We start from the raw sequence: 24,255 nt of genomic DNA on the forward strand, positions 1-24,255 counted from the left end.
CTCGACGACCTTGACGACCTTGACGCCGCCGTTCCCGGTCTCGGAGGTCTCGACGGGGCGGCCGAGATCGCCCTGCTCGACCGTGAGCACGTGTGGCACCCCTACGCGGCCACGCCCCAGCCGGTGACGCCGCACGTGGTCTCCCGCGCGGACGGGGTGCGGCTCACGCTCGCCGACGGGCGCGAGCTGGTCGACGGCATGTCGTCCTGGTGGGCGGCCGTCCACGGCTACAACCACCCCCGGCTCAACCGGGCGCTGAGGGACCAGCTGGAGGACATGGCGCACGTCATGTTCGGCGGGCTCACCCACGAGCCCGCCGTACGGCTGGCCACCACGCTCGCCGCGATGACCGGGCTGCCGAAGGTGTTCCTCGCCGACTCGGGGTCGGTCGCGGTCGAGGTCGCGATCAAGATGGCGTTCCAGTTCACCGGCAAGGGGCGGCTGCTCACGGTCAGGGGCGGCTACCACGGCGACACCTTCGGGGCGATGTCGGTCTGCGACCCGGTCAACGGCATGCACCACCTGTTCTCCGGCGTGCTGCCCGAGCACGTGTTCGCCGACCGGCCGCCGCGCGAGTACGACGAGGGCTACGCGTCCCGGCTGGCGGACCTGGTCGCCCGGCACGCCCACGAGCTGGCCGCGATCATCGTGGAGCCCGTCGTCCAGGGGGCGGGCGGCATGCACTTCTACCACCCGGCCTACCTGCGGCTGCTCCGCGAGCTGGCCGACGAGCACGGCGTCCTGCTGATCGCCGACGAGATCGCCACCGGGTTCGGCAGGACCGGGAGGCTGTTCGGCTGCGACCACGCCGGGATCAGGCCCGACATCATGTGCCTGGGCAAGGCCCTGACCGGCGGCTACCTGTCACTGGCCGCGACGCTGTGCACCGAGCGGGTGGCCGGGGGCGTCGGCGTGCTGGCGCACGGGCCGACCTTCATGGGCAACCCGCTGGCCGCGTCCGTCGCGAACGCCTCCCTGGAGCTCCTGCGGGAGCGTCCGTGGCGCGAGGAGGTCGGCCGGATCGAGGCCGGTCTCCTCGCGGGACTGGCCGGGGCCTCGGGGGCGCCGGGAGTGCGGGACGTGCGGGTCCTCGGCGCGATCGGGGTGATCGAGGCCCGCGAGCCCGTCGACGTCCCCGCCGTCCAGGACCTCGTCATGCGGCACGGCGTCTGGCTCCGCCCGTTCGGACGGCTGATCTACGCGATGCCGCCCTACTCGATCGGCGACGGCGACCTGGAGAGGATCACGACGGCGATGACGGCGGCGGCCCGGTCACTGTGAGCGCCACGACGGCGACGACGCGGTGGCCAGGTCACCGTGAGAGTCACTGTGACGGCGACGACGGCAGTGGCTCGGCCGCCCGGGCCGGTGTGACGGCCCGGTAGATCACCGCGCCCACGACGTATCCGGCGGTGATGACCACCATCACGAGCAGCGACTTGCCGTTCGGCGGGAGCAGCGTCGCCGCCAGGGCCGCGGCCAGCACGTAACTGCCGTTGAAGAGCATGTCGTAGATGGAGAAGGCCCGGCCGAGGTAGGCGTCCTGGAGGTCCCGCTGGACGGCGGTGTCGGCGCAGATCTTGATGCTCTGCCCGGCGATGCCGAGGACGAAGCCCGCGGCCGCGAACCCCCACTGCTGGAACGACGCGCAGAGCGCCAGCGTCAGCACACCGGCGGTGACCAGCATGGCCGGGATCCACCGCTCGATGCCGAAGCGCTCGGTGGCCCACGGCGTGACCAGGATGGCCAGGAAGTAGCCGACCCCCGAGGTGGCGACCACGACGGAGACCGCGGTCAGCGCGTCCTCGGCGTTCTCGGCGAAGTAGTAGCGCGACAGCAGCACGAGCATCGCCGTGCACATGCCGTACATGAACCGGTGGGTGGCCATCGCGCCCATCGCCGCCGCGGCGGACCGGTGCCGGGCGAGGTGCCGCGCGCCGTCGGCCAGGCCGGTCAGCACGTGGCGTACGGCCTCGCGGGCCTGAGGCCGGTCGGGGTCGTGGGCGGGGCCGAGCAGCTGCCTGCCCATGGTCATCGCGATGAGCGCGCTGAACCCGAAGACGAGACCGGAGACGACGAGCAGCACCGCCGTACCCGGGTGGCCGGAACCGAAGATCATCCGAAGCAGGTAGCCGGCGCCGATGCCCACGAAGGTGAGCACGGTGCCGGAGGTCGGGGTGACCGCGTTGGCCACCATCAGCCGGTCGGCTGGTACGACGTGCGGGAGCGAGGCCCCGAGCGCGGCCAGGAAGAACCGGTTCACGCCGAGCACGCCGAGCGCGGCGGCGTAGAAGATCCCGTCGGGGGCGTCCGCGGCGACGAGCGCCGCCGCGGTGAGCAGCAGCGCCCCGCGGACCAGCGGCGCGATCACCAGGATCTGCCGCCGCGACCAGCGGTCGATGAACACCCCGGCGAAGGGACCCAGGATCGAGTACGGCAGCAGCAGCACGGCCAGCCCGGCGGCGATCTCCACCGCGCTCGTGCTCTTCTCCGGGCTGAAGAAGGCGAACCCGGCCACGGCGAACTGGAAGATCCCATCGGAGAACTGCGAGACCAGCCGGGTCGCGTACAGCCTCCGGAAGTCCCGACCCTCCAGGACCACGCGTAGATCGGATGCAAATGACACGCGCTCAGCCTATGTGCGGGCGCCCCGGGCGGGCATCGGGAACATCCCTGATTGTGCTGACCGGCATTTACGACCTTTGCCTACGTATCACGTAGGGGGCGCGGTAAACCGACATGATCACGTACCCTCGGTCGAGTGACACCTGATGAACACGTTGTGCTCGTCGACACCGAGGGAAACGCGATCGGCACGGCGGCCAAGGCCACGGTGCACGGTCTCGACACTCCCCTCCACCTGGCCTTCTCCAGTTACGTGTTCGACGAGCAGGGGCGGGTCCTCCTCTCCCGCCGCGCACTGCACAAGATCACCTGGCCGGGGGTGTGGACCAACAGCTGCTGTGGCCACCCCCTGCCCGGCGAGCCGCTCCCCGGGGCGGTGACCCGCAGGCTCTCCCACGAGCTCGGCCTCGCGGCCGGCCAGGTCGATCTCCTCCTGCCGCGTTTCTCCTACCGCGCGGTCATGGACAACGGCACCGTCGAGCGGGAGCTGTGCCCGGTTTACCGGGTGCTCGTGACCTCGGAGGCCGCGCCCAACCCCGACGAGGTCGACGACGTGCGCTGGATGCCGTGGAAGGAGTTCACCGACGGGGTGCTCGGCGACCGTCTGGCGATCTCCCCGTGGTGCCGCGAGCAGGTCCCCCAGCTGGTCGAGCTCGGCGCCGACCCGCTCGCCTGGCCGGCCGCCGACCCCGCCGGTCTGCCGCCCGCCGCCCGCTGACGGGGTGCCCGTTCGGCGTCAGCCCGTTCGACAGCAGGAGCCCCGGCCCGTGAAGGGCCGTTCAACGGCGAGAGCCCCCGACCCACATGGGTCGGGGGCTCTCGCCGTCTGCCGCTCGGTGCCGGCAGGTCAGCGCTCGACCTCACCGCGGATGAACTTCTCCACGTAGTCGCGCGCCTCGTCGTCGGAGTACTGCTCCGGCGGGGACTTCATGAAGTACGAGGAGGCGGACAGGATCGGCCCGGCGATGCCCCGGTCAAGAGCGATCTTGGCGGCGCGCACCGCGTCGATGATGATGCCGGCGGAGTTGGGGGAGTCCCAGACCTCCAGCTTGTACTCCAGGTTGAGGGGAGTGTCGCCGAAGGACCTGCCCTCCAGGCGCACGTACGCCCACTTGCGGTCGTCGAGCCACGGCACGTGGTCCGACGGGCCGATGTGCACGTCGGCCTTCTGCATCTCGTGCGGGATCTGCGAGGTGACCGACTGGGTCTTGGAGATCTTCTTGGACTGCAGGCGCTTGCGCTCCAGCATGTTCATGAAGTCCATGTTGCCGCCGAAGTTCAGCTGGTAGGTGCGGAGCAGCTCGACCCCGCGGTCCTCGAACAGCTTGGCCATCACGCGGTGCGTGATGGTCGCCCCGACCTGCGACTTGATGTCGTCGCCGACGATCGGGACCCCGGCGTCGACGAACTTCTGGGCCCAGGTGGGGTCGGAGGCGATGAACACCGGCAGCGCGTTGACGAACGCGACCTTCGCGTCGAGGGCGCACTGGGCGTAGAAGCGGTCGGCCTCCTCGGAACCCACCGGCAGGTAGGAGACGAGGACGTCCACCTTGCTGTCCTTGAGGACCTGGACGACGTCGACCGGCGTCTCGTCGGACTCCTCGACCATCTCCCGGTAGTACTCGCCGAGACCGTCGAAGGTGGGGCCACGCTGCACCGTGACGCCGAGCGGCGGCACGTCGCAGATCTTGATCGTGTTGTTCTCCGAGGCCACGATCGCCTCGGACAGGTCACGCCCGACCTTCTTGGCGTCCACGTCGAACGCCGCGACGAACTCCACGTCGCCGACGTGGTAGTCGCCGAACTTGACGTGCATCAGGCCCGGCACCCGGGCACCGGGGTCGGCGTCCCGGTAGTAGTGCACGCCCTGAATGAGCGACGTGGCACAGTTGCCTACACCGACAATGGCTACGCGCACCGAACCCATGGCACTCGCTCCCCTTTGTTCTTTCTCAGTGGTCATTTCTCTTCCGGGGTGGCGTGCCGCCCCGTCGTGCCCGTCCCTGGCGCGGGCGCCCTGGACGTCTCGTCTCGCGCGGGTCGCCGCTCCCCCTCCGGCGGCGATGCTCGCCGTTCGGTGGCGATCAGCTCATTCAACCAGCGCACTTCGCGTTCGACCGACTCCAGGCCGTGACGCTGGAGCTCAAGGGTGTAGCTGTCCAGCCGTTCGCGCGTACGGGCGAGTGCCGTGCGCACGCCGTCCAGACGTTCCTCAAGCCGGCTGCGGCGGCCTTCGAGGATGCGCAGGCGCACCTCGGCCTCGGTGTGCCTGAAGAAGGCGAAGTGCACGCCGAAGCTCTCGTCCTCCCAGGCGGAAGGACCGGCCTGGGTGAGCAGCTCCTGCAGGCGTTCCTTGCCCTCCGCGGTCAGTTTGTAGACGATCTTCGAACGGCGGCCGGGGAGCACGATGGCGCTGTCGGCGGCCGTGTTGGCCGCGGCGGCGTCGCCGTCTTCGACGATCAGCCCGTCGGTGAGCAACTGACGGAGGCAGGGGTAGAGCGAGCCGTAGGAGAACGCCCGGAACATACCGAGCAGGGCGTTGAGCCGTTTGCGCAGCTCATAGCCGTGTAGCGGGGTCTCGTGCAACGACCCGAGCACGGCCAGCTCCAGCACGCCGCCACGTCCTCCGGCCACTGGAAACCACCACCTCTCGTGTCGATGTATCGAACCGATACATCGACAGGATACGTCCATCCAACATAAGGCTGCAATCAGCGACTTTCCCCAGTGGTTGGGAGCAAACGACAAAAAGGCCGTAGTCTGGCGCGTATGTGGTCACAGCAGGCGGTCGTGGGACACGGTCCTCGCGCGGCGTGGACCGCTTTCCAATACCCGGAATCCCGCGTCAACCTGGGAGAGGTCTGCCAAGGTTGTTGCCGGGACCACTCGACGATCTCGTTCGTCACCGGGAATGGAGATCCACCCGAATAGGCCGGCTACCAGTGAGCCAAGGCGGCGAGATCTCTGGTGATCAGGAGGTAGTCTCGCCCGCCTGCACGCCGTCGTAGACCCCGATGACCAAACGAGGACGCGTGAGTTACAGCCACAGCAATGACCCGGAGTCGGACGGGCGCCAGGAGGGCGCCGACGAGTCGGCTCGCCAGGGGCGGCGCCGTCGCTCAAGCCCAGGAGCCGCTCCCCGTGCAGTTCCCCCCTCACAAAACCCCCAAACCAGTGCAGGCTGGGATTCTCCTCGGCAGGCACCGCAGGCCCGGCCATCGCAGGCGGCGGGAGCCGATCCCCGGACCGCGATGATGCCCCAGCCTCAGCACGGCGGGATGCCCTACCCCGGTGGCGCGTCCCAGCAGCCCGGCGGGCCGCCCCGGCGCGACGCGGGCACCCCCGGCGGCGTGCCCCCGCGCGGACCCGGCGCTCCCGGTGGCCCCGGCACCCCCGGCGGTGTGCCCCCGCGCGCCCCCGAGCAGTGGGGTGGCGAGGTGCGCCGTCGCGACACCGACCCGACCGGCCGCCGCGCCGAGGCCGCCTTCGAGGACACCCAGTCGATGCTCGCCGCCCAGGCGGGCGGGCGTTCCGCCGGTTCGCGGGCCGAGGGCGGGCGCAGGCGCCGCGGGCGCGGTGCGGGCGGACCCGCCGCGGGCGGACCCGGAGGCCCGGAGGGGCCCGGAGGGCCCGGGGGCGATGGCCCCGAGGACGACGAGCCCCAGACCAGGAGGTGGACGCGCTTCCTGCCCAACTGGAAGATCCTGATGGCCAGCTTCGTGGTCCTCAGCGCGGGCGTCTTCGGCATGATCGCGGTCGCCTACGCCAACACGCCGGTCCCCACCGCGCAGGCCAGCGTGGACGACCGGGGCAGCGTGATCTACTACGGCGACGGCAAGACCGTGATGGCCCGCTACGGCACCAAGCGGACCCCGGTGAAGCTCAAGCAGATCCCCGTCTACGTCCAGGACGCGGCGATCGCCCTGGAGAACCAGACCTTCCGCACCGACAGCGGCATCGACATCGCGGGCATGGCCCGCTCGCTCTGGAGCACCGTCAGCGGCGCCCAGCTCCAGGGTGCCTCGACCATCACCCAGCAGATGGCGCGCGGCTACTACGACGGTCTCAGCGCGGAGGTCTCGATCCAGCGCAAGATCAAGGAGATCTTCGTCGCCGTCAAGATCAGCAAGACGCTGGAGAAGGAACAGATCCTTGAGGAGTACTTCAACCTCATCTACTTCGGCCGTGGCGCGTACGGCATCCAGGCCGCGGCGAAGGCGTTCTTCGGCAAGAACGTCGGCCAGCTGACCGTGCCGGAGGGCGCCTACCTGGCCGGCCGGATCCAGAACCCGACCACCTTCGACACCCAAGAGGAGAAGAAGAACTACGCCGCGACCAAGGAGCGCTTCCAGGCCGCTCTCAGGAACATGGCGGAGATGAACCCGGGTGAGTACGGCAAGTACGCGAACAGCTCCTTCGACGACCTGAAGTTCGCCGACGTCAAGGTCGCGGAGACCTTCGAGGGGCTCAGGGGCTACATGCTCAACATCGTCTTCCGGGAGCTCAACGGACGGGGCATCAGCCGCAAGGACCTGGAGACCGGGGGCTACAAGGTCTACACCACGTTCGACAAGGACATGATGAAGGCCGCCAGGGACGCGGTGAAGGCCCGGACCGCCGGCCTGGAGCCGACCATCCACGCCAGGGTGGCCTCGGTGAACCCGAAGAACGGCCGGGTGCTCGCCTTCTACAGCGGCGACGACTTCGTCAAGGACTTCAACAACCGCGCGTTCGACACCACCAAGCAGGCGGCGTCGGCGTTCAAGCCCTACGTGCTCGCGGCCTGGCTGGAGAGCGGCAGGTCGCTCGACAGCTACGTCGACGGCATGCGGACGATCAAGATGCCGCATACCACCCCGATCAGCAACTCGGGGAACGCGGCGTTCGGGCCGATCAACATGATCAAGGCCATGGCCAGCTCGGTCAACACCGTCTTCGCACAGATGGGCGAGGCCGTCACGCTCGACGAGGTGGCCAGGATCGCCAGGGAGGCGGGCGTGGGCGAGACGGCCAAGCTGAACCCGGCCTACAAGGACAAGAACGCGGTCGACTGGGCGGTCGAGAACCAGAACTACCTGACCACCATCGGCGTGGCCTCGGTGACCGCGGTCGAGCAGGCCGCCGGTTACTCCATCTTCGCCAACGAGGGCAAGCACGTCGACTGGCACACCGTCGTCAAGGTGATCGAGGTCGACGGCACCGTCGTGCTCAAGGAGCAGGCCGCCGAGAGGCAGGTCATCAGCCCCGAGTCGGCGGCCGACACGACCGTCGCGCTCCAGGCCGTCGTCAAGGGCGGCACCGGTGGCGCCGCGAACATCGGCACCCGGCCGGTGGCCGGCAAGACCGGCACGAACAACGCCTACAAGGACGCCTGGTTCGTCGGCTTCACCCCGCAGATCGTCACCGCGGTCGGCATGTCCAAGGACGTGCCCTACAACAAGGCCGGGACGCGCAAGCTGAAGGTCGACAAGTACGGCCTGCCGAACCGGAAGCTCGACGACTCCAAGATCCTTTGGAAGGAGGAGCCCATGCCCTCCTTCATCGGCGGTGGCGGCACCCCGACCCAGATCTGGCACGACTACATGCAGGCCGTGACCGCCAAGGACGAGGTCCTGCAGTTCCCGCCGAGGGCCAACACCGGGACGCAGAGCAACCTGGCCACCCCCACGCCGACGCCCTCCCCGACGCCGACGATGGAGGAGACCAACCCCTTCCCCGACGAGAACGGCGACGACGGCGGCTGGCCGAACGACAACCCCGACGGTGGCGGGGGAGACCAGCCCGAGGGCCGTGAGTGCCTGCCCTGGGACGGCTCGTGCGACGTCGGCACCGACGGCGGTGACGGCGGCGTCCCGAGTGACGAGCTGCCGAACGGCGAGATCGGGCAGGGCGGCACGCCGGCCTCGGTCGGCGCCCCCGGCACACCGGCGGCGGCCCTCGTGCCGACGCCCTCGGCGAGCGGGCGACGTCCCTGATGAAGAACCTCCTGTCGTCGCGGAGCTCGCTGCCCGAGTTCGGCACCCGGGCCATCCCGTACGTGCCCCTGGCCCTGTTCGCGGGGCTGGGGGCGGTTCTGGCCTGGTTCTGGAAGTGGCCGTGCCGCGTCGGCGGGGCGTGGAACCACGGGACCCTGCAGTTCACGAACTTCTGTTACACCGACATCTATCCCCTGTGGTGGAACGAGAAGCTCAACGAGGGCAAGATCCCCTATTTCGACTATCCGGTCGAGTACCCCGTCGGCATCGGCGGGATCATGGAGTTCTTCCGCCGGATCGTCACCCCCATGAGCGACCAGGGGACGGCGTTCTACGACCTCACCGTCATCCTCATGGCGTTCTGCCTGGTCGTCGGCGTGCTGCTGATGGCCGCGCTGGCCGGTCCCGCCAGGCGCTGGGACGCGCTCTGGTACGCCCTCGCCCCCGCGCTGATCCTCACCGCGTACATCAACTGGGACCTGGCGGCCAACGCCCTCGCGCTGGGCGCGCTGCTGGCCTGGTCGAAGCGGAAGCAGTGGCTCGCGGGCATCCTGCTCGGCCTCGCGATCGCCACCAAGTTCTACCCGCTGATGTTCCTCGGCCCGCTGTTCCTGCTGACGCTGCGCACCGGCAGGTGGGTGCCGTTCCTCAAGACGATCGGCGGCGTCGCGGGCGCCTGGCTCGTCGTCAACGTGCCGATCATGTACTTCGCCTTCGACGGCTGGAAGAGGTTCTACGTCTTCAGCCAGGAGCGGCCGGCCGACTGGGGCTCCATCTGGTACTTCTTCAACCAGAAGCAGTGGCCGATCCTGGGTGACTCCGAGCTCCTCGACAAGCTGGGCGTCGTCTCGCTCGCCGGGTTCTGCCTGGCGATCGCCGTGATCACCCTGACGGCCAAGACCCGTCCACGCCTGATGCAGCTGTGCTTCCTCACCCTGGCGGCGTTCATGCTGACCAACAAGGTGTGGTCGCCGCAGTACGTGCTCTGGTTGATCCCCTTCGCGGCGCTGGCCAGGCCGGGCTGGAAGCCGATCGCGCTCTGGCAGCTCGCCGAGTGCTGGTACTTCTTCGCGATCTGGCTCTATCTCGTCGGCATCCAGCCGGGCAACGAGGCCCTGGGGATCGCGGGCGACACCTACTTCACCGCCGTGTGGGGCCGCGTGATCACCATCCTGATCATGATGGCGTTCGTCGTACGGGACATCTTCGTCCCCGACAAGGACGTGATCCGCCAGGACGGGACCGACGACCAGGCGGGCGGCGTCTTCGACGAGGCCCCCGACCGCTTCCGGCTCGCGCTCTCCTAGCGCGGGGGCGGGGATGGGGCCGTACGGCGAGCGTCCACGTCCGGCGGGTCCGGCGCGTCCGGTGGTCCGCCACGGTGGCAGGTCGTCCGGCGAGCGTCCGCGTTCGGTGCTCCGTCAACGTGACAGGAGGCAGGGTGGGTCTGTTCGGCGAGCGTCCACGTCTGGCGGTCCGCCACGGTGATCCGGGACAATCCGACCTTGTGATCACTCCTCCCGCTCCTCCGCGAGAGACCCCTCCGCGCGACGTCGCGACGGAAGGGCTGCTGCTCTGGCTGGCCTCCCGGCTGGGAGTCGTCGTCCTGGTCGTCGTCGGTGCCCAGGCGCTGATGGAGGGGGACGCCGTACCGAAGCCGTTCCTGGAGCGCTGGCGCAACTGGGACGCGGGCCTTCTCATCACCATCGCCGAGCACGGCTACGGCGGAGCCCCGGGCAGCGAGCCCGACAAGGGGTTGCCCGCCTTCTTCCCCGGAATGCCGCTGATGCTCCGCGCGGTGCATCTCGTGATCGACGACTGGACGCTCGCCGGGCTGCTGATCTCCCTGGTGGCCGGTGCCGTCGCGATGGTGGCGCTCGCCAGGCTGGCCGAGTTCGAGGGTCCTGAGGGGACCGGCCGGCGCGCGGTGCTGGCGCTGCTGCTCTGGCCGATGGCGGTGTTCCTGTTCGCGGGCTACAGCGAGGCGCTCTTCCTGGCGTTCGCCCTCCCGGCCTGGCTCGCGGCGCGGCAGGGCCGCTGGCCGCTCGCCACGGCCCTGGCGGCGGGCGCCTCCTGCGTACGCATCACCGGCCTGTTCCTGGCCGTCGCGCTGATCGTGGAGTTCGTCGCCCGCAGGCAGCCCGTCCGGCGGGCGGGGTGGCTGCTCCTCCCGTTCGTGCCGCTGGCGCTCTACTCCGCCTACCAGTACTCCCGTACGGGTGACTGGCTGGCCTGGAAGACCGCGCAGGAGGCCGGCTGGGGGCGTCACATGGTGTGGCCCTGGGAGTCGCTGACCACGACCTGGAACGCGGCCATGGGAGAGGGGCGGTTCGCCTGGGCGTTCCGGCTGGAGATCGCGGGGGCGATCGTCGGGGTGGTGCTCGTGCTGGTCCTGCTCTACCTGCGGAGGTGGAGCGAGTTCGTCTATGTGGGGCTCCAGGTGGGCGCCCTGTTGTGCTCCGCCTACTATCTGTCGGTCCCGCGCTCGGCGCTGCTGTGGTGGCCGCTCTTCGTCCTGCTCGCCAGGGTGAGCAGCGGACCGGCGCCGTGGCAACGATGGATCATCATCGTCTACGCCCTGGTGGTGGGCCCGCTGATGGCGCTCAACACGTTGATCTTCACCGATGGCGCCTGGGTGGGCTGAGCTGCGGGGACGCCTCCTTACCCACTCTTGGGAAAAAGTAATCCCATGAAGTTATCCACAGGCTGTGGATCAACTCTCGCCCACCGGCGGGGGCGGCTCAGCTCGTAGCCCCTTTCGCCCCTGGAAGTTTTGTCCCTGGAAGCCCGGCCCAGAGCCTCGTCCTTCAGAGCTTCGTCCTGAGGAAGGCGATGTCCTCGGCCTGGCCGTCGAAGGGGGTCTCCACCACGATCGGCGCGTTCGCGCTCCGGCACACGCCCAGGATCAGCTCGGGGTCGATCTGGCCCGCGCCGAGGCTCGCGTGCCGGTCGGCGCCGGAGTCGAAGGCGTCGCGCGAGTCGTTGCAGTGGACCAGGTCGATCCTGCCGGTGATCGCCATGACCCGCTCGACCACGTCCGCCAGGTCCTCGCCGCCCGCGTGGGCGTGGCAGGTGTCGAGGCAGAAGCCCACGTCGAAGCCGTCGAGCGCGTCCCACAGCCGGGCGACGCGCTCAAGCTTGCGCGCCATCGCGTTGTCGCCGCCCGCGGTGTTCTCGATGAGGACGGGAACCTCGTGCTCCTCCAGGCGCTCGAACACCTTGCGCCAGTTGTCGAAGCCCTTCTGCGGGTCGTCTCCGGTGCCGACGTGCCCGCCGTGGACGATCAGCCCCCGGGCGCCCAGCTCGGCCGCCGCGGCGAGGTGCGCGCTCAGCAGCTTGCGGCTGGGGATGCGCACCCGGTTGTTGGCGGTCGCCACGTTGATCACGTAGGGGGCGTGGACGTAGACCTCCACGCCCGAGTCCTTGATCTCCCGGGTCTTCTCGCCGATGACCGGGGCCTTCCACCCCTTCGGGTCACCGAGGAAGAACTGCACGACCTCGGCGTTACGTGCCCTGGCATGTGCCAGCGGGTCGTCCTGGTCGACATGAGCTCCGATAAGCGGCATGTATCCGAGAGTAGCCGTTTCAACGCCGAGGGCATGGGCAGTCGCAGGTCGCGCCCCACCGCCCGCCCCCACGGGCCAAAACCCCCAAGGAGTTCCCAGTGGCTGCTCGCTATCGCAGAGGGATCAGTCTCATCGGTCTCATCTACATCCTGATCGGCATCTACGTCGCCTGGGTGTACGACTACATCACCCCCGCGCTCCTGAAGGACATCGCCGAGGCCCTGCTCGCCGTCTTCCTGTGGTTCCTCATCCTGCTGGGCGTGGACCTGCGCCTGGCCGGTTAGCCGTTCCTCGTTCGACGGACCCTCGCCCGCCCGGCTTTCTGAGCCTTCGAGCCTTTGAGCCTTCGCCGGTGTGGCCTTCGCCAGGTTCGGGACCCTACGGGAGGAAACCCCCGTGGCGGATGCCGAAGGCCACACCGACGAACGAGGCCACGATGCCCACGATGTTCAGCGCGCGCTCCGGCCTCGTCGCGGAGACGTACTGGGAGTAGAGGCCCCCGCAGAACCCCAGCACCCCCAGGAACGACGCGACGGAGTGCGCGGCGGGGACGAACCCTGCCACGAAGGCAACCAGCCCGCAGAGGATCGTGCAGACGCTCAGCACGTTCTCCAGGGGGTGGCGCCGCCCGTCGCTGTTCAGCCTGAACCGGAAACGCCCGCTCTGGCGGTGTCCGGGCACATGAGACATCCTCACCCCCCTTTCCCGTGAAATTCCCCGTGAGGGCGTGCCTTCGTGCGGACTTCTGTGGGGACACGTGCCCGGCGAGGTGACGGCCCAACCCTTGGTGGGCTGGTAGGCTGGCACGGCTACGTCGAATGGGTGTGTTATGGCCCACCCTCCACCCCGAGCGCCGAAATGGGAGTCCGGGGTGCAGTACGTCAGCGTCCTCCTGTCACGGCACGGTGTCGTGACCGCAAGAGTCCAGAGGAGGTTGGAAGTCAGCATGCGCCGTTACGAAGTGATGGTCATTCTTGACCCCTCGCTCGATGAGCGTACGGTCGCCCCTTCCCTCGACCAGTTCCTCACGGTCGTCCGCAACGACGGCGGCACCGTGGAGAAGGTCGACGTGTGGGGTCGCCGCAGGCTGTCCTACGACATCGCGAAGAAGCCCGAGGGCATCTACGCCGTCATCGACCTGAGCGCCGAGCCCGCCACGGTCAAGGAGCTCGACCGGCAGATGAACCTCAACGAGGGAATCCTGCGCACCAAGGTCCTGCGCCCGGACGTGCACTAATCTCCGGCATTTTGTCGGACGGCAGCCGTACTCTGAGCCGATAACCAGCGAAGGCCGCAGGAAGGGCAGCGCTAGCCATGGCAGCAGGCGACACCACGATCACCATCGTCGGCAACCTCGTCGACGATCCGGAGCTGCGCTTCACCCCCACGGGGCAAGCGGTGGCCCGGTTTCGCATCGCGTCCACTCCGAGGTTCCTCGACAAGACGACCAACGAGTGGAAAGACGGCGAAGGCCTCTTCCTGACCTGCAACGTATGGCGGCAGGCGGCGGAGAACGCCGCCGAGAGCCTCCAGCGCGGCATGCGGGTCATCGTTCAGGGGCGGCTCCGCCAGAGGTCCTACGAGACCAAGGAAGGCGAGAAGCGCACCGTCTACGAGGTTGAGGTCGACGAGGTCGGCCCCTCCCTGAGAAACGCGACCGCCAAGGTCAACAAGACCGCCCGTCAGGGCGGTGGCGGCGGTGGTGGCGGCTTCGGCGGCGGCCCCGCCAACGACCCGTGGGCCTCCGCGGCGCCGGCCGCACCGCAAGGTGGCGGTTTCTCCGGCGGCGGCGGCAACAACTACGGGGGCGGCGGCGGTCAGCAGCAGCAGGGTGGCGGCGGCTTCGGCGGCGGCGACTTCAGCGACGAACCGCCTTTCTAGGGACGCTCCTCCGGGACGGACGCGACCGCGTCCGGTATTCCCAGTCCATATCCGCAGCGACCATTCCCGCCTGACGGCGGGGCTCTGAAAGGAGCACCACGATGGCCAAGCCGGCACTGCGCAAGCCTAAGAAGAAGGTTTGCCTATTCTGCCACGACAAGATCTCCTACGTCGACTACAAGGACACGGCGCTGCTTCGGAAGTTCATCTCCGACCGCGGCAAGATCCGTGCTCGCCGGGTGACGGGCAACTGCACCCAGCACCAGCGTGACGTGGCGACCGCTATCAAGAACGCTCGTGAGATGGCGCTCCTGCCGTACATGAGCACCGCGCGCTAAGGAGGTCCGGACAGATGAAGCTCATTCTCACCAGTGAGGTCACCGGCCTCGGCGCCCCCGGCGACATCGTCGAGGTCAAGAGCGGCTACGGCCGCAACTACCTGCTTCCCCGTGGTTTCGCGATCCTGTGGACGCGCGGCGGCGAGAAGCAGATCTCCTCGATCAAGAAGGCCCGCGACGCTCGCGAGATTCGCGACCTTGGCACCGCCAAGGAGGTCGCCGGTCAGCTGCAGGCCCTGAAGGTGGTCCTGAAGACGAAGGCCGGCGAGTCCGGCCGCCTCTTCGGCTCCATCACCACGGGTGACGTCGCCGACGCCGTCAAGGCCGCCGGTGGCCCCCTGCTCGACCGCCGTCGCATCGAGATCGCCTCCGCGATCAAGAGCCTCGGCTCCCACCGGGTCAGCGTCAAGCTGCACCCGGAGGTCTCCGCGTCCCTCGATGTCGAGGTCGTCGCGGCCTGACAGGCCCCGTGAGACAAGGCCCCTTCCCGTTCGCGGGGAGGGGCCTTGTCCTTTCCCCGCCCCGAGGGGCCGGTCCGGTGGCCCGGAAAGGTTCTCGCGGCCAAGGTCCCGTGGCGGGTCGTGGAGGCCGGGGAAAGCCCCTTTCCCGCCGGGAAAAGTTCACATTTTGATACCCCGTTACCCCAGGTCACTGCGAGTACATACAATTCGGGAATCGTTGCTTCGCCCTGGAGGTTTTGTCATGGTTCGTCCCTCGACGCTGTTCGCGCTCGGTGCCCTCGCGGCGACCGCGGTGGCCTGTGCGCCGGCCTCGGAAACGACGACCCAGGCGAGCCCCGCGTCATCGAGCGCCTCCGGCGGCGCCTCCACGGCCCCCAGCGCCTGCGCCAAGGAAAGCCTCGCGCTGAAGACCCCCGGCAAGCTGACCATCGGCACCGACAAGCCCGCCTACGACCCGTGGTTCAGCGACGACGACCCGGCCAACGGCAAGGGCTTCGAGAGCGCGGTCGCCTACGCCGTCGCGAAGCAGCTGGGCTTCGCCCAGGGTGACGTCACCTGGGCGACGGTGAAGTTCGACTCCGCGTTCGCGCCGGGTGCCAAGCAGTTCGACTTCGACGTCAACCAGGTCTCGGTCACCCCCGACCGGGCCAAGGTCGTCGACTTCAGCAAGGGCTACTACACGGTCAAGCAGGCCGTGGTCGCGCTGGACGGCTCCAAGGTCGCCTCCGCCACGGACCTGGCGAGCCTGAAGGACGCCAAGATCGGTGTGCAGGTCGGCACCACCTCGCTGCAGGCGGTCAAGGACGTCATCCAGCCCTCGTCCGAGCTCAACGTCTACAACGAGCAGATCGACGCCGTCAACGCGCTGAAGAACAAGCAGGTCGACGCCGTGGTGGTGGACCTGCCCACCGCCTTCTACGTGACCGCCGCGCAGGTCGAGAACTCCAAGATCGTCGGTCAGTTCGGCACGGCCTCCGGGGAGCCCGAGGTCTTCGGCGCGGTCTTCGAGAAGGGCAGCCCGCTGGTGGGCTGCGTCAACGAGGCCATCGACAAGCTGACCGCCTCCGGTGAGCTGGCGAAGATCGAGACCGAGTGGCTCGGCTCCGCCGCGGGCGCGCCGGAGCTGAAGTGACCCTGGAGTACGCCCCTCCGACGTCGTTCACACCCGGAGCCGGGGTCCCGCCCGCGTACGGTCCGTGCCACGGCGGCGCTCGATGAGGAACGACGAGCGTTTGCAGGTCCCCACCGGCTGGGCGAAGAGCGAGCGGCAGCTGGAGCGGGAGCGGCTCCGCAGGAGGTCGTCGATCCGTTCGGGCTCCGTCGCGACGGTCTCGACGATCCTCGTGATCGTCCTGCTGCTCTGGCTCTTCACGGCCTCTCCCGGCTGGCCCAGGGTGCGGGAGACGTTCTTCGACCTCGACCAGTTCACCGGGGCGCTGCCGGACGTGCTGAGCGGGTTCCTGCTCAACATCAAGATCTTCCTGATCGCCGAGCCGCTGATCCTCGTCGTGGGACTGCTCGTCGCGCTGGCCCGCAACCTCACGGCGCCGGTGTTCTTTCCGCTGCGCGCCCTGGCGGTGATCTACACCGACGTCTTCCGCGGCGTGCCCACGATCCTCGTCATCTATCTCGTCGGCTTCGGCCTGCCCGCGCTCGGCCTGCAGGGGACGCCGACGGACCTCGCGACGCTGGGCATCATCGCGCTCACCCTCTCGTACGGCGCGTACGTGGCGGAGGTCTTCCGGGCGGGCATCGAGTCGGTGCACCCCAGCCAGCGGGCCGCCGCCCGGTCCCTCGGGCTGAGCCACGGCCAGACGATGCGCTACGTGGTGGTGCCGCAGGCCGTGCGCAGGGTGGTGCCGCCGCTGCTCAACGACTTCGTCTCGCTGCAGAAGGACACCGCGCTCGTCGCCACGATCGGCCCCCTGGAGGCGCTGAGGCAGGCGCAGATCCACGTCGCGAGCACTTTCAACTACACCCCCTACCTGGCGGCGGCGCTGCTGTTCATCCTGCTCACCATCCCGATGGCCCGCTTCACCGACTACCTGGCGGCCCGTTCGCAGAGGCGGCGGGGCCAGTGAGCGGGCGGAGCCCGGCGTACGGCGGCGGTGTCGTGCCGCCCGGTGGGACGGCGGCGGTACGGGAGGAGAGGGCATGAGCCTGCTGGCCATCGAGGGCCTGTGGAAGAACTATCGCGGCCACAGCGTGTTGCGCGGGATCGACCTGGAGGTCGAGCCGCACGAGGTGGTCTGCCTGATCGGCGCCTCAGGCTCCGGCAAGTCCACCCTGCTGCGCTGCGTCAACCTGCTGGAGACCGCCGACGACGGCACGATCACCCTGGACGGCGAGGAGATCACCGACGCCGGGGCCGATCCCGACGACGTGCGCAAGCGCATGGGCATCGTGTTCCAGGCGTTCAACCTGTTCCCGCACATGAGCGTGCTGGACAACATCACGCTCGCCCCGCGCAAGGTGCACAAGGTGGGCGGGAGACAGGCTGAGGCGCAGGCCCGCGACCTGCTGGCCAGGTTCGGCCTGGCGGACAAGGCGGACGCCTACCCCGACCAGCTCTCCGGCGGCCAGCAGCAGCGTGCCGCCATCATCAGGGCCCTGGCCACGCAGCCCCGCCTGATGCTGCTGGACGAGGTCACCTCCGCCCTGGACCCGGCGCTGGTCAAGGAGGTGCTCGGGATCATCCGGGAGCTCAAGGAGGGGGGCATGACCATGATCCTGACCACCCACGAGATGGGCTTCTGCCGCGAGATCGCCGACACCGTCTGCTTCCTCGACGGCGGCGTGCTCCTGGAGCGCGGCACCCCCGAGCAGATCTTCACCGATCCCCGCGAGCCCCGCACCAGGGAGTTCGTACAGAGCGTGATCGACGCCCGGCGCCTCTGACCGGCCTCAGCGGCGGTGCCTGCCACGGGGCCCGGCGGCGGGGCCGGGGCCGCCGGGCGGGGCGCCGTAGTACGGTCCCGGGGCGGGAGCGGCGGGCGCCTCGGGGCGGGGCCGCGCCATCGTGGCGAGCACGCTGTTGCGCCTCCCGTACATCAGGTAGACCAGCACGCCGAAGGCCATCCAGATGATGAAGTACAGCCAGGTGATGAGCTGGAGGTTCACCATGAGCCACAGGCAGGCGAGGATCGAGGCGATCGGCACGCCGGGAGAGAACGGGGTGCGGAAACCTCGCGGCAGGTCCGGCATCGTCTGCCGCATCCTGACCACCCCGCCGCCCACGACGATGAACACGAACAGGGCACCGATCACGACCAGCGGTTCGAGCGTCAGCACGTCCACGAACTCGGCCAGCAGGATCGCGAGGAAGCCGATGAGCAGCGTGACCCTCGTCGGACTGTGGTAGCCGCGGTTGACCTTGGCGAGCGAGCGCGGGATCAGCCCGTCGCGCGCCATGGAGAACAGTACGCGCGTCAGGCCGACGAGCAGCACCAGCACGACGGTGGTGAGGCCGAGCACCGCCCCGATGTTGATGACGTGCACCATGAAGCCCTCGCCCGCGTCGCGGAAGGCACTGGCGAGCGGCGCGCTCGCGTCCATCTTGTCGTACGGGGTCATCCCGACCATGACCACCGCGACCGCGATGTAGATGACCGTGGTGAGCATCAGCCCGCGGATGATGCCCTTCGGGATCGACCTCGGCGCGTCCTCCGCCTCCTCCGCGGCGGTGGCCACGACGTCGAAGCCGATGTACGCGAAGGTGATGGCCGCCGAGGCGGCGAAGATGCCGAACCAGCCGAACGCGCCCGTCTGGCCGAAGAGGATGCCGAGCAACGGGGAGTGCAGGGTGTCCTCGGCCTGCCCGGCGGGCGCCGCGGGCACCGGGATGGCCGCGAGGTTGCGCCGGTCGAAGTGGATGGCGCCGACCACGATGACCGCGCCGATGGCGAGCAGCTTGGCGACCACGATGATCCACAGGGTGCGCAGCCCGACGCGGGCGCCCAGGGCCACCACGGCCGTGAGGATCGCCAGGATGAACAACGTGAACAGGTCGAAGCCGGTGCTCTGGCCGATCATGCCCGCGACCGGCCGGGGAAGGTTCACGCCGAGGTCGGTGAGCATCTGGGCGGCGTAGTGCGACCAGGCGCGGGCCACCACCGCCGCGGCCAGGAGGAGTTCCAGGATCAGCGCCCAGCCCACGATCCAGGCCCAGAGCTCGCCGAAGATGACGTAGGCGAAGGTGTAGGCGCTTCCCGAGCTCGGCATGGCGGAGGACAGCTCCGCGATGCAGAAGGCCACGAGCAGGCTGGTGATTCCCGCGATCATGAAGGAGAGGATCACGCCCGGTCCGGCCATGCTCGCCGCCTGGCGTCCGGCGAGGCTGAAGATGCCCGCGCCGATCATGACGCCGACGCCGAGGACGATCAGGTCCGCCCCTCGGTAGGCCGTGGGAAGGCCGTGGCGCGCACCGGTCCACCGTTCGGTGGCATGGCTCGGCGGCATGCGGCGAACGATCGAGGAGGAAGGACCTTCGGGCACGACGCGACCAATCGTGATGGGCTGGTAACCCGGTATTGCGAGACTCGCTTCACAGTGCCGTAGGAGAGTTCCGCAGGACAAGGGCTATCCGATCACGTCGTGGACACCACAGTGTCACGCCCGGATCACCTGTCGGAGACACCCTCCGTCACCGGTGAGAACCGCCCGTCGCCGCGATAGGCGTCCGGCCGCCTCAGCCGCCGACCACCAGCCACGCCGTGCCGTACGCCCGCGTCGACAGGGTGACGAGCCGGGCCGCCATCCACAGCCCGAGCGCCAGCCAGAGCGCGACCAGCCCGCCGTCCCCGAGGTCCACCAGGAACGCGGCGGGCAGGTAGGCGATCGTCGTCCACACCCCCGCCCAGGCGAGGTAGCGCCGGTCCCCGGCGCCGATCAGCACGCCGTCCAGTACGAAGACCACCCCGGCGACGGGCTGCAGGGCGGCCACCACCCAGAGCAGGTCGAGCAACTCCGCGGTGACGACGGGTCCCGCGTCGAACAGCGCGGGCACGAACGGCCTGGCCACCACCACGAGGAGGCCGAGCAGCACGCCCGAGCCGACTCCCCAGATCACCATCCTCCCGGTCGCGCCGCGTGCTCCCGCCACGTCACCGGCGCCCAGCGCGCGGCCGGTGATCGCCTGCCCGGCGATGGCGATCGCGTCCAGGGCGAACGCCAGCAGGGTCCAGATCCTGATGGCGACGGTGTGCGCCTCGATCTGCTGCTCTCCCATACGGGTGGCCGCGGCGGTCGCGACGGCCAGCACCACCTGGAGGCACGCCGTACGGATGATCAGGGCGATCCCCGCCGAACCCGCCGCCCGTACGCCGGTCAGGTCGGGACGGAACGGCGCGCGGTACCGGACGAGGATCAGGAGGAGGTAGACGGCGGCGGCGAGCGACTGGGCCAGCACCGTGCCCCAGGCCGAGCCCGCGATCCCCCAGCCCAGTCCCAGGACGAACACGACGTTGAGCACCGCGTTCAGCGCGAAGGCCCCCACCGACACCAGCAGCGGGGTCGCGGTGTCCTGCATGCCGCGCAGCACGCCGGTGCCCGCGAGCACCAGCAGCATGGCGGGGACGCCGAACAGGCTGATCCGCAGGTAGGTCACCGCCTGCCGGGCGAGCTCGCCCTCCGCGCCGATCAGGTGGACCAGCGAGGGCGCCAGCGGCCAGACGACCACGATGATCGCCACTCCCACCCCGGCGGCCAGCCAGAGACCGTCCACCCCCTGCCGCAGCGCCCGCCCGGTCTCGCCCGCCCCGATCTGCCGGGCCACCGCCGCGGTCGTGCCGTACGCCAGGAAGACGCACAGTCCCACCAGGAAGCTCAGCACCGTGCTCGCCACGCCCAGGGCGCCGAGCGCGGGGGCGGGGAGGCGGCCGACGACGACGCTGTCGGTCAGCAGGAAGAGCGGCTCGGCCACCAGGGCGCCGAACGCGGGCAGTGCCAGCCGCAGGATCTGCCGGTCGTGGTCGCGACCGGACCGGCCGGAGGGGTCGGAGGGGGCGGATCCGCCGGGTCGGCCGGATGCGCTGGATCCGCGGGACCGGTCAGATCGGCCGGGCTGGTCGGATCGGCGGGATCGGCCGGATCCACCGGATCGCGGGGTAAGAGGCACATGTCTATTGTGCCTCTTACCTCCGGGTGGATCTTCGGGGGGATGAACCCGTCAGGCCATGCCATCTGGGGCGACTTTCGGCGTGTCGCCCCAACTTTCTTTTCTCCACAGGCAGTGGATGACATTTCCGCTGGTCAGGGCGTTATCCACAGCTGTGGACAAGAGTTATCCACAGAACTGTCCCCAGGGTGCCCACACCTCTGGGGAAGAAGTGCACAGCTTATCCACACCTCTGTCGACAGGCCGCGTTGCCAGCCGGGCGCGAAGCCGCGAAACTGTCACACCGATCGGCTACAAATAGAGATAACGTAACTGTGTTCGAAAGAGGGGGTGTGTGGTGAGCATCGCGGAGCCGCCGGTCTTCGAGCCGAGATTCGAGCGCACCCCACCGAACAACATCGAGGCCGAGCAGTCGGTCCTGGGCGGCATGCTGCTGTCCAAGGACGCCATCGCCGACGTGGTCGAGATCCTGCGGTCCGACGACTTCTACCGTCCGGCCCACCAGATCATCTACGACATCATCACCGACCTCTACGGCCGGGGCGACCCCGCCGACGCGGTCACCATCCTCGACGAGCTGCAGAAACGGGGTGAGGTCGCCAGGATCGGCGGCGGCGCCTACCTGCACACGCTGACCGCCGTCGTCCCGACCGCGGCCAACGCCGGTTACTACGCGAGGATCGTCCGCGAGCAGGCCATCCTCCGCCGCCTGATCGAGGCCGGCACCCGCATCGTCTCCTACGGCTACGGCGGCCAGGACGAGGAGGTCGACGACCTCGTCGACCGCGCCCAGGCGGAGATCTACAAGGTCACCGAGCGCCGCACCTCCGAGGACTACATCCCCCTGGCCGACATCATGCCGGGCGCCCTCGACGAGCTGGAGGCCATCGGCGGCCGGAGCGGCCAGATGGTCGGGGTCCCCACCGGCTTCCAGGACCTCGACTCCCTCACCAACGGCCTGCACCCCGGCCAGATGATCGTCGTGGCCGCCCGTCCCGCCATCGGCAAGGCGCTCGCCCTCGACACGCCGCTGCCCACTCCAGGCGGCTGGACGACCATGCGTGAGGTCGAGCCGGGTGACCACCTGATCGGTGCGGACGGCAAGCCGACACGGGTGGTCGCGGCGACCGAGGTGATGCACGGACGGCCTTGTTACGAGGTGGAGTTCAGCGACGGCACCGTGATCGTCGCGGACGCTCAGCACCAATGGCGGACGACCACGCGTGCGCGTCGTCGCCAGGACTCGGAGAACAGACGGACCCTTTACTGGCCCGAAGAATCCATAGAGCACGTCAGGGGCGTGTACGAGACGTCGGCGGCGGAGCCGGACCGGCTTGTCACGCACCGGGAAGCCCTGTCGGTTCTAGGAGACGAGTTCCGCAACGTTCTCCACACCGTGCAAAAGGAGATCGGTGTGTCGGGCAAGGTGCCCATGCCCGTCACCGGCCCGGTTCGCCGCTACACGTGGAACGCCCCGGCATACTCGCGCACGGAGCTCTTCGGAGCGCTGTACGCGCGGGTGTCCCAGCCGATGAACGCCTCCATGACCGCTGTCCACGAGGACGTCGTGACAACCGAGGAGATCGCCCGCACATTGCGCTGCGCCTCGGCGGACAGGCGGCCGAACCACGCGGTGGCCGTCGCCGCGGCGTTCGACCTGCCCGAGCGGGATCTGCCGTTGCCCCCCTACGCGCTCGGAGTATGGCTTGGTGACGGTCACACAGACGGTGCCCGGTTCACCACCGTCGACCCAGAGATCGTTCTCAACCTGGAAGCCGAAGGGGTGCGGGTCACCCGTACGAGCTCCGATCTCCTCTACTCGCTTGGTCTGCCGCATCCGCCGCCTGTGGCGGAAAGGCCGTGCACTGTCTGCGGTGCTCTGTTCGTGCCCCAGACATCCCAGGTGCGCACCTGTGGCCGCTCGTGCGGAGGCAGGGCCCGCCTGGTGTCGAGTCCGGTGCCGGCACCTACGTGTCCCGACTGCGGTGGCCCGTCCAGTGGTTTGAGGCAGTGCCAGGCATGCCGAAACCGTCACGGCACGGTGCAGGCCGTCTTGCGCACCCTTGGTGTCCTCGGCGACAAGCACATTCCTCGGATCTACCTGCGAGCCTCCGAGCAGCAGCGGCGCGCCCTGCTCGCCGGTCTTCTCGACACCGATGGATACGTCAGCCGCAACGGTCAGATCCAGTTCGGGGTCACCAACAGGAGACTCGCCGAAGACGCCTACGAACTGGTTCTGAGTCTCGGTTACCGGGCGACGATGAAGACGCGGGCTGTCAAGGGCAGAAGCGTCGCCTCCTCCACCTACTACATGATCAACTTTACGGCGGCGGACAAAGTGTTCCGCCTGTCCCGCAAGGCTGTGCGGCAGGTTACCGTGGCCCATCCGTCGACGCTTGTCCGATACATCGTCGATGTGCGGCCGGTGCCCTCAACGCCGGTGAGATGCGTGGAAGTCGACAATGTCGACCATATGTACCTTGCTGGAAGAACCGGTATTCCAACGCACAACAGCACGCTTGGTCTGGATTTCGCGAGATCCGCCGCCATCAAGCACGGCATGACGACCGTGGTGTTCTCGCTGGAGATGTCGCGCAATGAGATCACGATGCGCCTGCTGTCGGCCGAGGCGCGGGTGGCGCTGCACGCCATGCGGTCGGGCACGATGACCGACGACGACTGGGCCAAGCTGGCCCGGCGGATGGGCGAGGTGGCCGAGGCCCCGCTGTTCATCGACGACTCGCCCAACATGTCGATGATGGAGATCAGGGCCAAGTGCCGCCGCCTCAAGCAGCGCAACGATCTGCGGTTCGTCATCATCGACTACCTGCAGCTGATGTCCTCGCCAAAGAAGACCGAGAGCCGCCAGAACGAGGTCTCCGAGATCTCCCGGGCCATCAAGCTCCTCGCCAAGGAGCTGGAGGTCCCGGTGATCGCGATCTCCCAGCTCAACCGTGGTCCCGAGCAGCGGACCGACAAAAGGCCCATGGTCAGCGACCTTCGCGAATCCGGAAGTATCGAGCAAGATGCCGACATGGTCATCCTGCTCCACCGGGAGGACGCCTACGAGCGCGAGTCGCCCAGGGCGGGCGAGGCCGACCTGATCGTGGCCAAGCACCGTAACGGCCCCACCGCCACGGTCACCGTCGCCTTCCAGGGCCACTACAGCCGTTTCGTCGACATGGCTCCGCACTAGACCCCGTGTGCGGGGTCCGCGTTCGAACCCGCCGAACGGACACCCCCGGTCGCGTCGTCCTCGGTGATGTTGGGCGGCCTGGTGACATACAAGGGGTG

21 protein-coding genes are annotated in these 24,255 nt (G+C 68.9%); 14 read left to right on the forward strand and 7 right to left on the reverse strand.

Annotated elements, in window-relative coordinates:
• Positions 1–66: 66 nt before the first annotated feature.
• A complete protein-coding gene (locus ACW9TB_RS03480) occupies positions 67–1,281 on the forward strand; it encodes an adenosylmethionine--8-amino-7-oxononanoate transaminase (RefSeq protein WP_472746532.1) in 1,215 nt (404 codons plus the stop codon).
• A 43-nt stretch (positions 1,282–1,324) separates the two neighbouring features.
• Here the strand turns inward: ACW9TB_RS03480 and ACW9TB_RS03485 are convergent, their stop codons facing one another.
• Positions 1,325–2,626 (reverse strand): MFS transporter, encoded by a 1,302-nt coding sequence (locus tag ACW9TB_RS03485; RefSeq protein WP_472746429.1) that lies wholly within the window; start codon positions 2,624–2,626, stop codon positions 1,325–1,327.
• A gap of 135 nt (positions 2,627–2,761) precedes the next feature.
• Between ACW9TB_RS03485 and idi the strand changes: the two genes are divergently transcribed.
• Entirely contained in the window at positions 2,762–3,343 is a 582-nt protein-coding gene (gene idi / locus ACW9TB_RS03490) for an isopentenyl-diphosphate Delta-isomerase (RefSeq protein WP_472746430.1), read from the forward strand.
• A gap of 129 nt (positions 3,344–3,472) precedes the next feature.
• On the opposite strand, the gene ACW9TB_RS03495 is transcribed toward idi, so the two are convergent.
• A complete protein-coding gene (locus ACW9TB_RS03495; RefSeq protein ID WP_472746431.1) occupies positions 3,473–4,552 on the reverse strand; it encodes an inositol-3-phosphate synthase in 1,080 nt (359 codons plus the stop codon).
• A 32-nt stretch (positions 4,553–4,584) separates the two neighbouring features.
• Positions 4,585–5,259 carry a PadR family transcriptional regulator gene (locus ACW9TB_RS03500; RefSeq protein ID WP_472746432.1) on the reverse strand — a complete coding sequence of 225 codons (675 nt, stop codon included), beginning with the start codon at positions 5,257–5,259 and terminating at the stop codon, positions 4,585–4,587.
• 617 nt (positions 5,260–5,876) lie between these two features.
• Between ACW9TB_RS03500 and ACW9TB_RS03505 the strand changes: the two genes are divergently transcribed.
• The 3 genes from ACW9TB_RS03505 (at position 5,877) to ACW9TB_RS03515 (ending at position 11,244) form a co-directional block, all read left to right on the forward strand.
• On the forward strand, positions 5,877–8,600 hold the full coding sequence (locus ACW9TB_RS03505; protein ID WP_472746433.1) for a transglycosylase domain-containing protein: 2,724 nt from the start codon (positions 5,877–5,879) through the stop codon (positions 8,598–8,600).
• Complete coding sequence (locus ACW9TB_RS03510) at positions 8,600–9,907, forward strand: glycosyltransferase family 87 protein (protein ID WP_472746434.1); 1,308 nt, start codon at positions 8,600–8,602, stop codon at positions 9,905–9,907. Before ACW9TB_RS03505 ends, ACW9TB_RS03510 begins: the two co-directional genes overlap by 1 nt.
• A gap of 200 nt (positions 9,908–10,107) precedes the next feature.
• Entirely contained in the window at positions 10,108–11,244 is a 1,137-nt protein-coding gene (locus ACW9TB_RS03515; RefSeq protein ID WP_472746435.1) for a hypothetical protein, read from the forward strand.
• Between the two features lie 163 nt (positions 11,245–11,407).
• Here the strand turns inward: ACW9TB_RS03515 and ACW9TB_RS03520 are convergent, their stop codons facing one another.
• A complete protein-coding gene (locus ACW9TB_RS03520; protein ID WP_472746436.1) occupies positions 11,408–12,166 on the reverse strand; it encodes a deoxyribonuclease IV in 759 nt (252 codons plus the stop codon).
• Positions 12,167–12,264: 98 nt separating this feature from the next.
• Here ACW9TB_RS03520 and ACW9TB_RS03525 point away from each other — a divergent pair, with 98 nt between their 5' ends.
• Positions 12,265–12,450 (forward strand): hypothetical protein, encoded by a 186-nt coding sequence (locus tag ACW9TB_RS03525; protein ID WP_329088054.1) that lies wholly within the window; start codon positions 12,265–12,267, stop codon positions 12,448–12,450.
• A 94-nt stretch (positions 12,451–12,544) separates the two neighbouring features.
• Here ACW9TB_RS03525 and ACW9TB_RS03530 read toward each other — a convergent pair whose 3' ends face one another.
• Positions 12,545–12,847 carry a hypothetical protein gene (locus ACW9TB_RS03530; protein WP_472746437.1) on the reverse strand — a complete coding sequence of 101 codons (303 nt, stop codon included), beginning with the start codon at positions 12,845–12,847 and terminating at the stop codon, positions 12,545–12,547.
• A gap of 265 nt (positions 12,848–13,112) precedes the next feature.
• Between ACW9TB_RS03530 and rpsF the strand changes: the two genes are divergently transcribed.
• From rpsF to ACW9TB_RS03565, 7 genes are all read left to right on the forward strand, one after another.
• A complete protein-coding gene (rpsF, locus tag ACW9TB_RS03535) occupies positions 13,113–13,403 on the forward strand; it encodes a 30S ribosomal protein S6 (protein WP_030919721.1) in 291 nt (96 codons plus the stop codon).
• Positions 13,404–13,480: 77 nt separating this feature from the next.
• The gene (locus ACW9TB_RS03540) at positions 13,481–14,047 is read left to right on the forward strand and encodes a single-stranded DNA-binding protein (protein ID WP_362838005.1); all 567 of its coding nucleotides are present in this window, start codon (positions 13,481–13,483) and stop codon (positions 14,045–14,047) included.
• Positions 14,048–14,148: 101 nt separating this feature from the next.
• Positions 14,149–14,385 carry a 30S ribosomal protein S18 gene (gene rpsR / locus ACW9TB_RS03545; protein WP_012895699.1) on the forward strand — a complete coding sequence of 79 codons (237 nt, stop codon included), beginning with the start codon at positions 14,149–14,151 and terminating at the stop codon, positions 14,383–14,385.
• 14 nt (positions 14,386–14,399) lie between these two features.
• Positions 14,400–14,846 carry a 50S ribosomal protein L9 gene (gene rplI / locus ACW9TB_RS03550; protein ID WP_389908772.1) on the forward strand — a complete coding sequence of 149 codons (447 nt, stop codon included), beginning with the start codon at positions 14,400–14,402 and terminating at the stop codon, positions 14,844–14,846.
• A gap of 241 nt (positions 14,847–15,087) precedes the next feature.
• Positions 15,088–15,978, forward strand: coding sequence for an ABC transporter substrate-binding protein (locus tag ACW9TB_RS03555; RefSeq protein ID WP_472746438.1), 891 nt, complete (start codon positions 15,088–15,090; stop codon positions 15,976–15,978).
• Between the two features lie 82 nt (positions 15,979–16,060).
• Positions 16,061–16,927, forward strand: a complete 867-nt coding sequence (locus tag ACW9TB_RS03560) for an amino acid ABC transporter permease (RefSeq protein ID WP_472746439.1) — start codon at positions 16,061–16,063, stop codon at positions 16,925–16,927.
• A 73-nt stretch (positions 16,928–17,000) separates the two neighbouring features.
• A complete protein-coding gene (locus ACW9TB_RS03565; RefSeq protein ID WP_472746440.1) occupies positions 17,001–17,744 on the forward strand; it encodes an amino acid ABC transporter ATP-binding protein in 744 nt (247 codons plus the stop codon).
• A gap of 6 nt (positions 17,745–17,750) precedes the next feature.
• On the opposite strand, the gene ACW9TB_RS03570 is transcribed toward ACW9TB_RS03565, so the two are convergent.
• Together ACW9TB_RS03570 and ACW9TB_RS03575 are read right to left on the reverse strand one after the other, a co-directional pair.
• Positions 17,751–19,304, reverse strand: a complete 1,554-nt coding sequence (locus ACW9TB_RS03570) for an APC family permease (RefSeq protein WP_472746441.1) — start codon at positions 19,302–19,304, stop codon at positions 17,751–17,753.
• 229 nt (positions 19,305–19,533) lie between these two features.
• Positions 19,534–20,802 (reverse strand): MATE family efflux transporter, encoded by a 1,269-nt coding sequence (locus ACW9TB_RS03575; RefSeq protein ID WP_472746533.1) that lies wholly within the window; start codon positions 20,800–20,802, stop codon positions 19,534–19,536.
• Between the two features lie 496 nt (positions 20,803–21,298).
• Between ACW9TB_RS03575 and dnaB the strand changes: the two genes are divergently transcribed.
• Entirely contained in the window at positions 21,299–24,157 is a 2,859-nt protein-coding gene (gene dnaB, locus ACW9TB_RS03580; RefSeq protein ID WP_472746442.1) for a replicative DNA helicase, read from the forward strand.
• Positions 24,158–24,255: the final 98 nt, after the last annotated feature.

The organism is Streptosporangium sp. H13245, assembly GCF_055690525.1.

Excerpts from the sequence above, each read along its gene's own strand:
- ACW9TB_RS03495 (WP_472746431.1), bottom strand. The coding sequence starts at position 4,552 with ATGGGTTCGGTGCGCGTAGCCATTGTCGGTGTAGGCAACTGTGCCACG.
- ACW9TB_RS03505 (WP_472746433.1), top strand. The coding sequence starts at position 5,877 with ATGATGCCCCAGCCTCAGCACGGCGGGATGCCCTACCCCGGTGGCGCG.
- ACW9TB_RS03510 (WP_472746434.1), top strand. The coding sequence starts at position 8,600 with ATGAAGAACCTCCTGTCGTCGCGGAGCTCGCTGCCCGAGTTCGGCACC.
- ACW9TB_RS03520 (WP_472746436.1), bottom strand. The coding sequence starts at position 12,166 with ATGCCGCTTATCGGAGCTCATGTCGACCAGGACGACCCGCTGGCACAT.
- rpsF (WP_030919721.1), top strand. The coding sequence starts at position 13,113 with ATGCGCCGTTACGAAGTGATGGTCATTCTTGACCCCTCGCTCGATGAG.
- ACW9TB_RS03540 (WP_362838005.1), top strand. The coding sequence starts at position 13,481 with ATGGCAGCAGGCGACACCACGATCACCATCGTCGGCAACCTCGTCGAC.
- rpsR (WP_012895699.1), top strand. The coding sequence starts at position 14,149 with ATGGCCAAGCCGGCACTGCGCAAGCCTAAGAAGAAGGTTTGCCTATTC.
- rplI (WP_389908772.1), top strand. The coding sequence starts at position 14,400 with ATGAAGCTCATTCTCACCAGTGAGGTCACCGGCCTCGGCGCCCCCGGC.
- ACW9TB_RS03555 (WP_472746438.1), top strand. The coding sequence starts at position 15,088 with ATGGTTCGTCCCTCGACGCTGTTCGCGCTCGGTGCCCTCGCGGCGACC.
- ACW9TB_RS03560 (WP_472746439.1), top strand. The coding sequence starts at position 16,061 with ATGAGGAACGACGAGCGTTTGCAGGTCCCCACCGGCTGGGCGAAGAGC.
- ACW9TB_RS03565 (WP_472746440.1), top strand. The coding sequence starts at position 17,001 with ATGAGCCTGCTGGCCATCGAGGGCCTGTGGAAGAACTATCGCGGCCAC.
- ACW9TB_RS03570 (WP_472746441.1), bottom strand. The coding sequence starts at position 19,304 with ATGCCGCCGAGCCATGCCACCGAACGGTGGACCGGTGCGCGCCACGGC.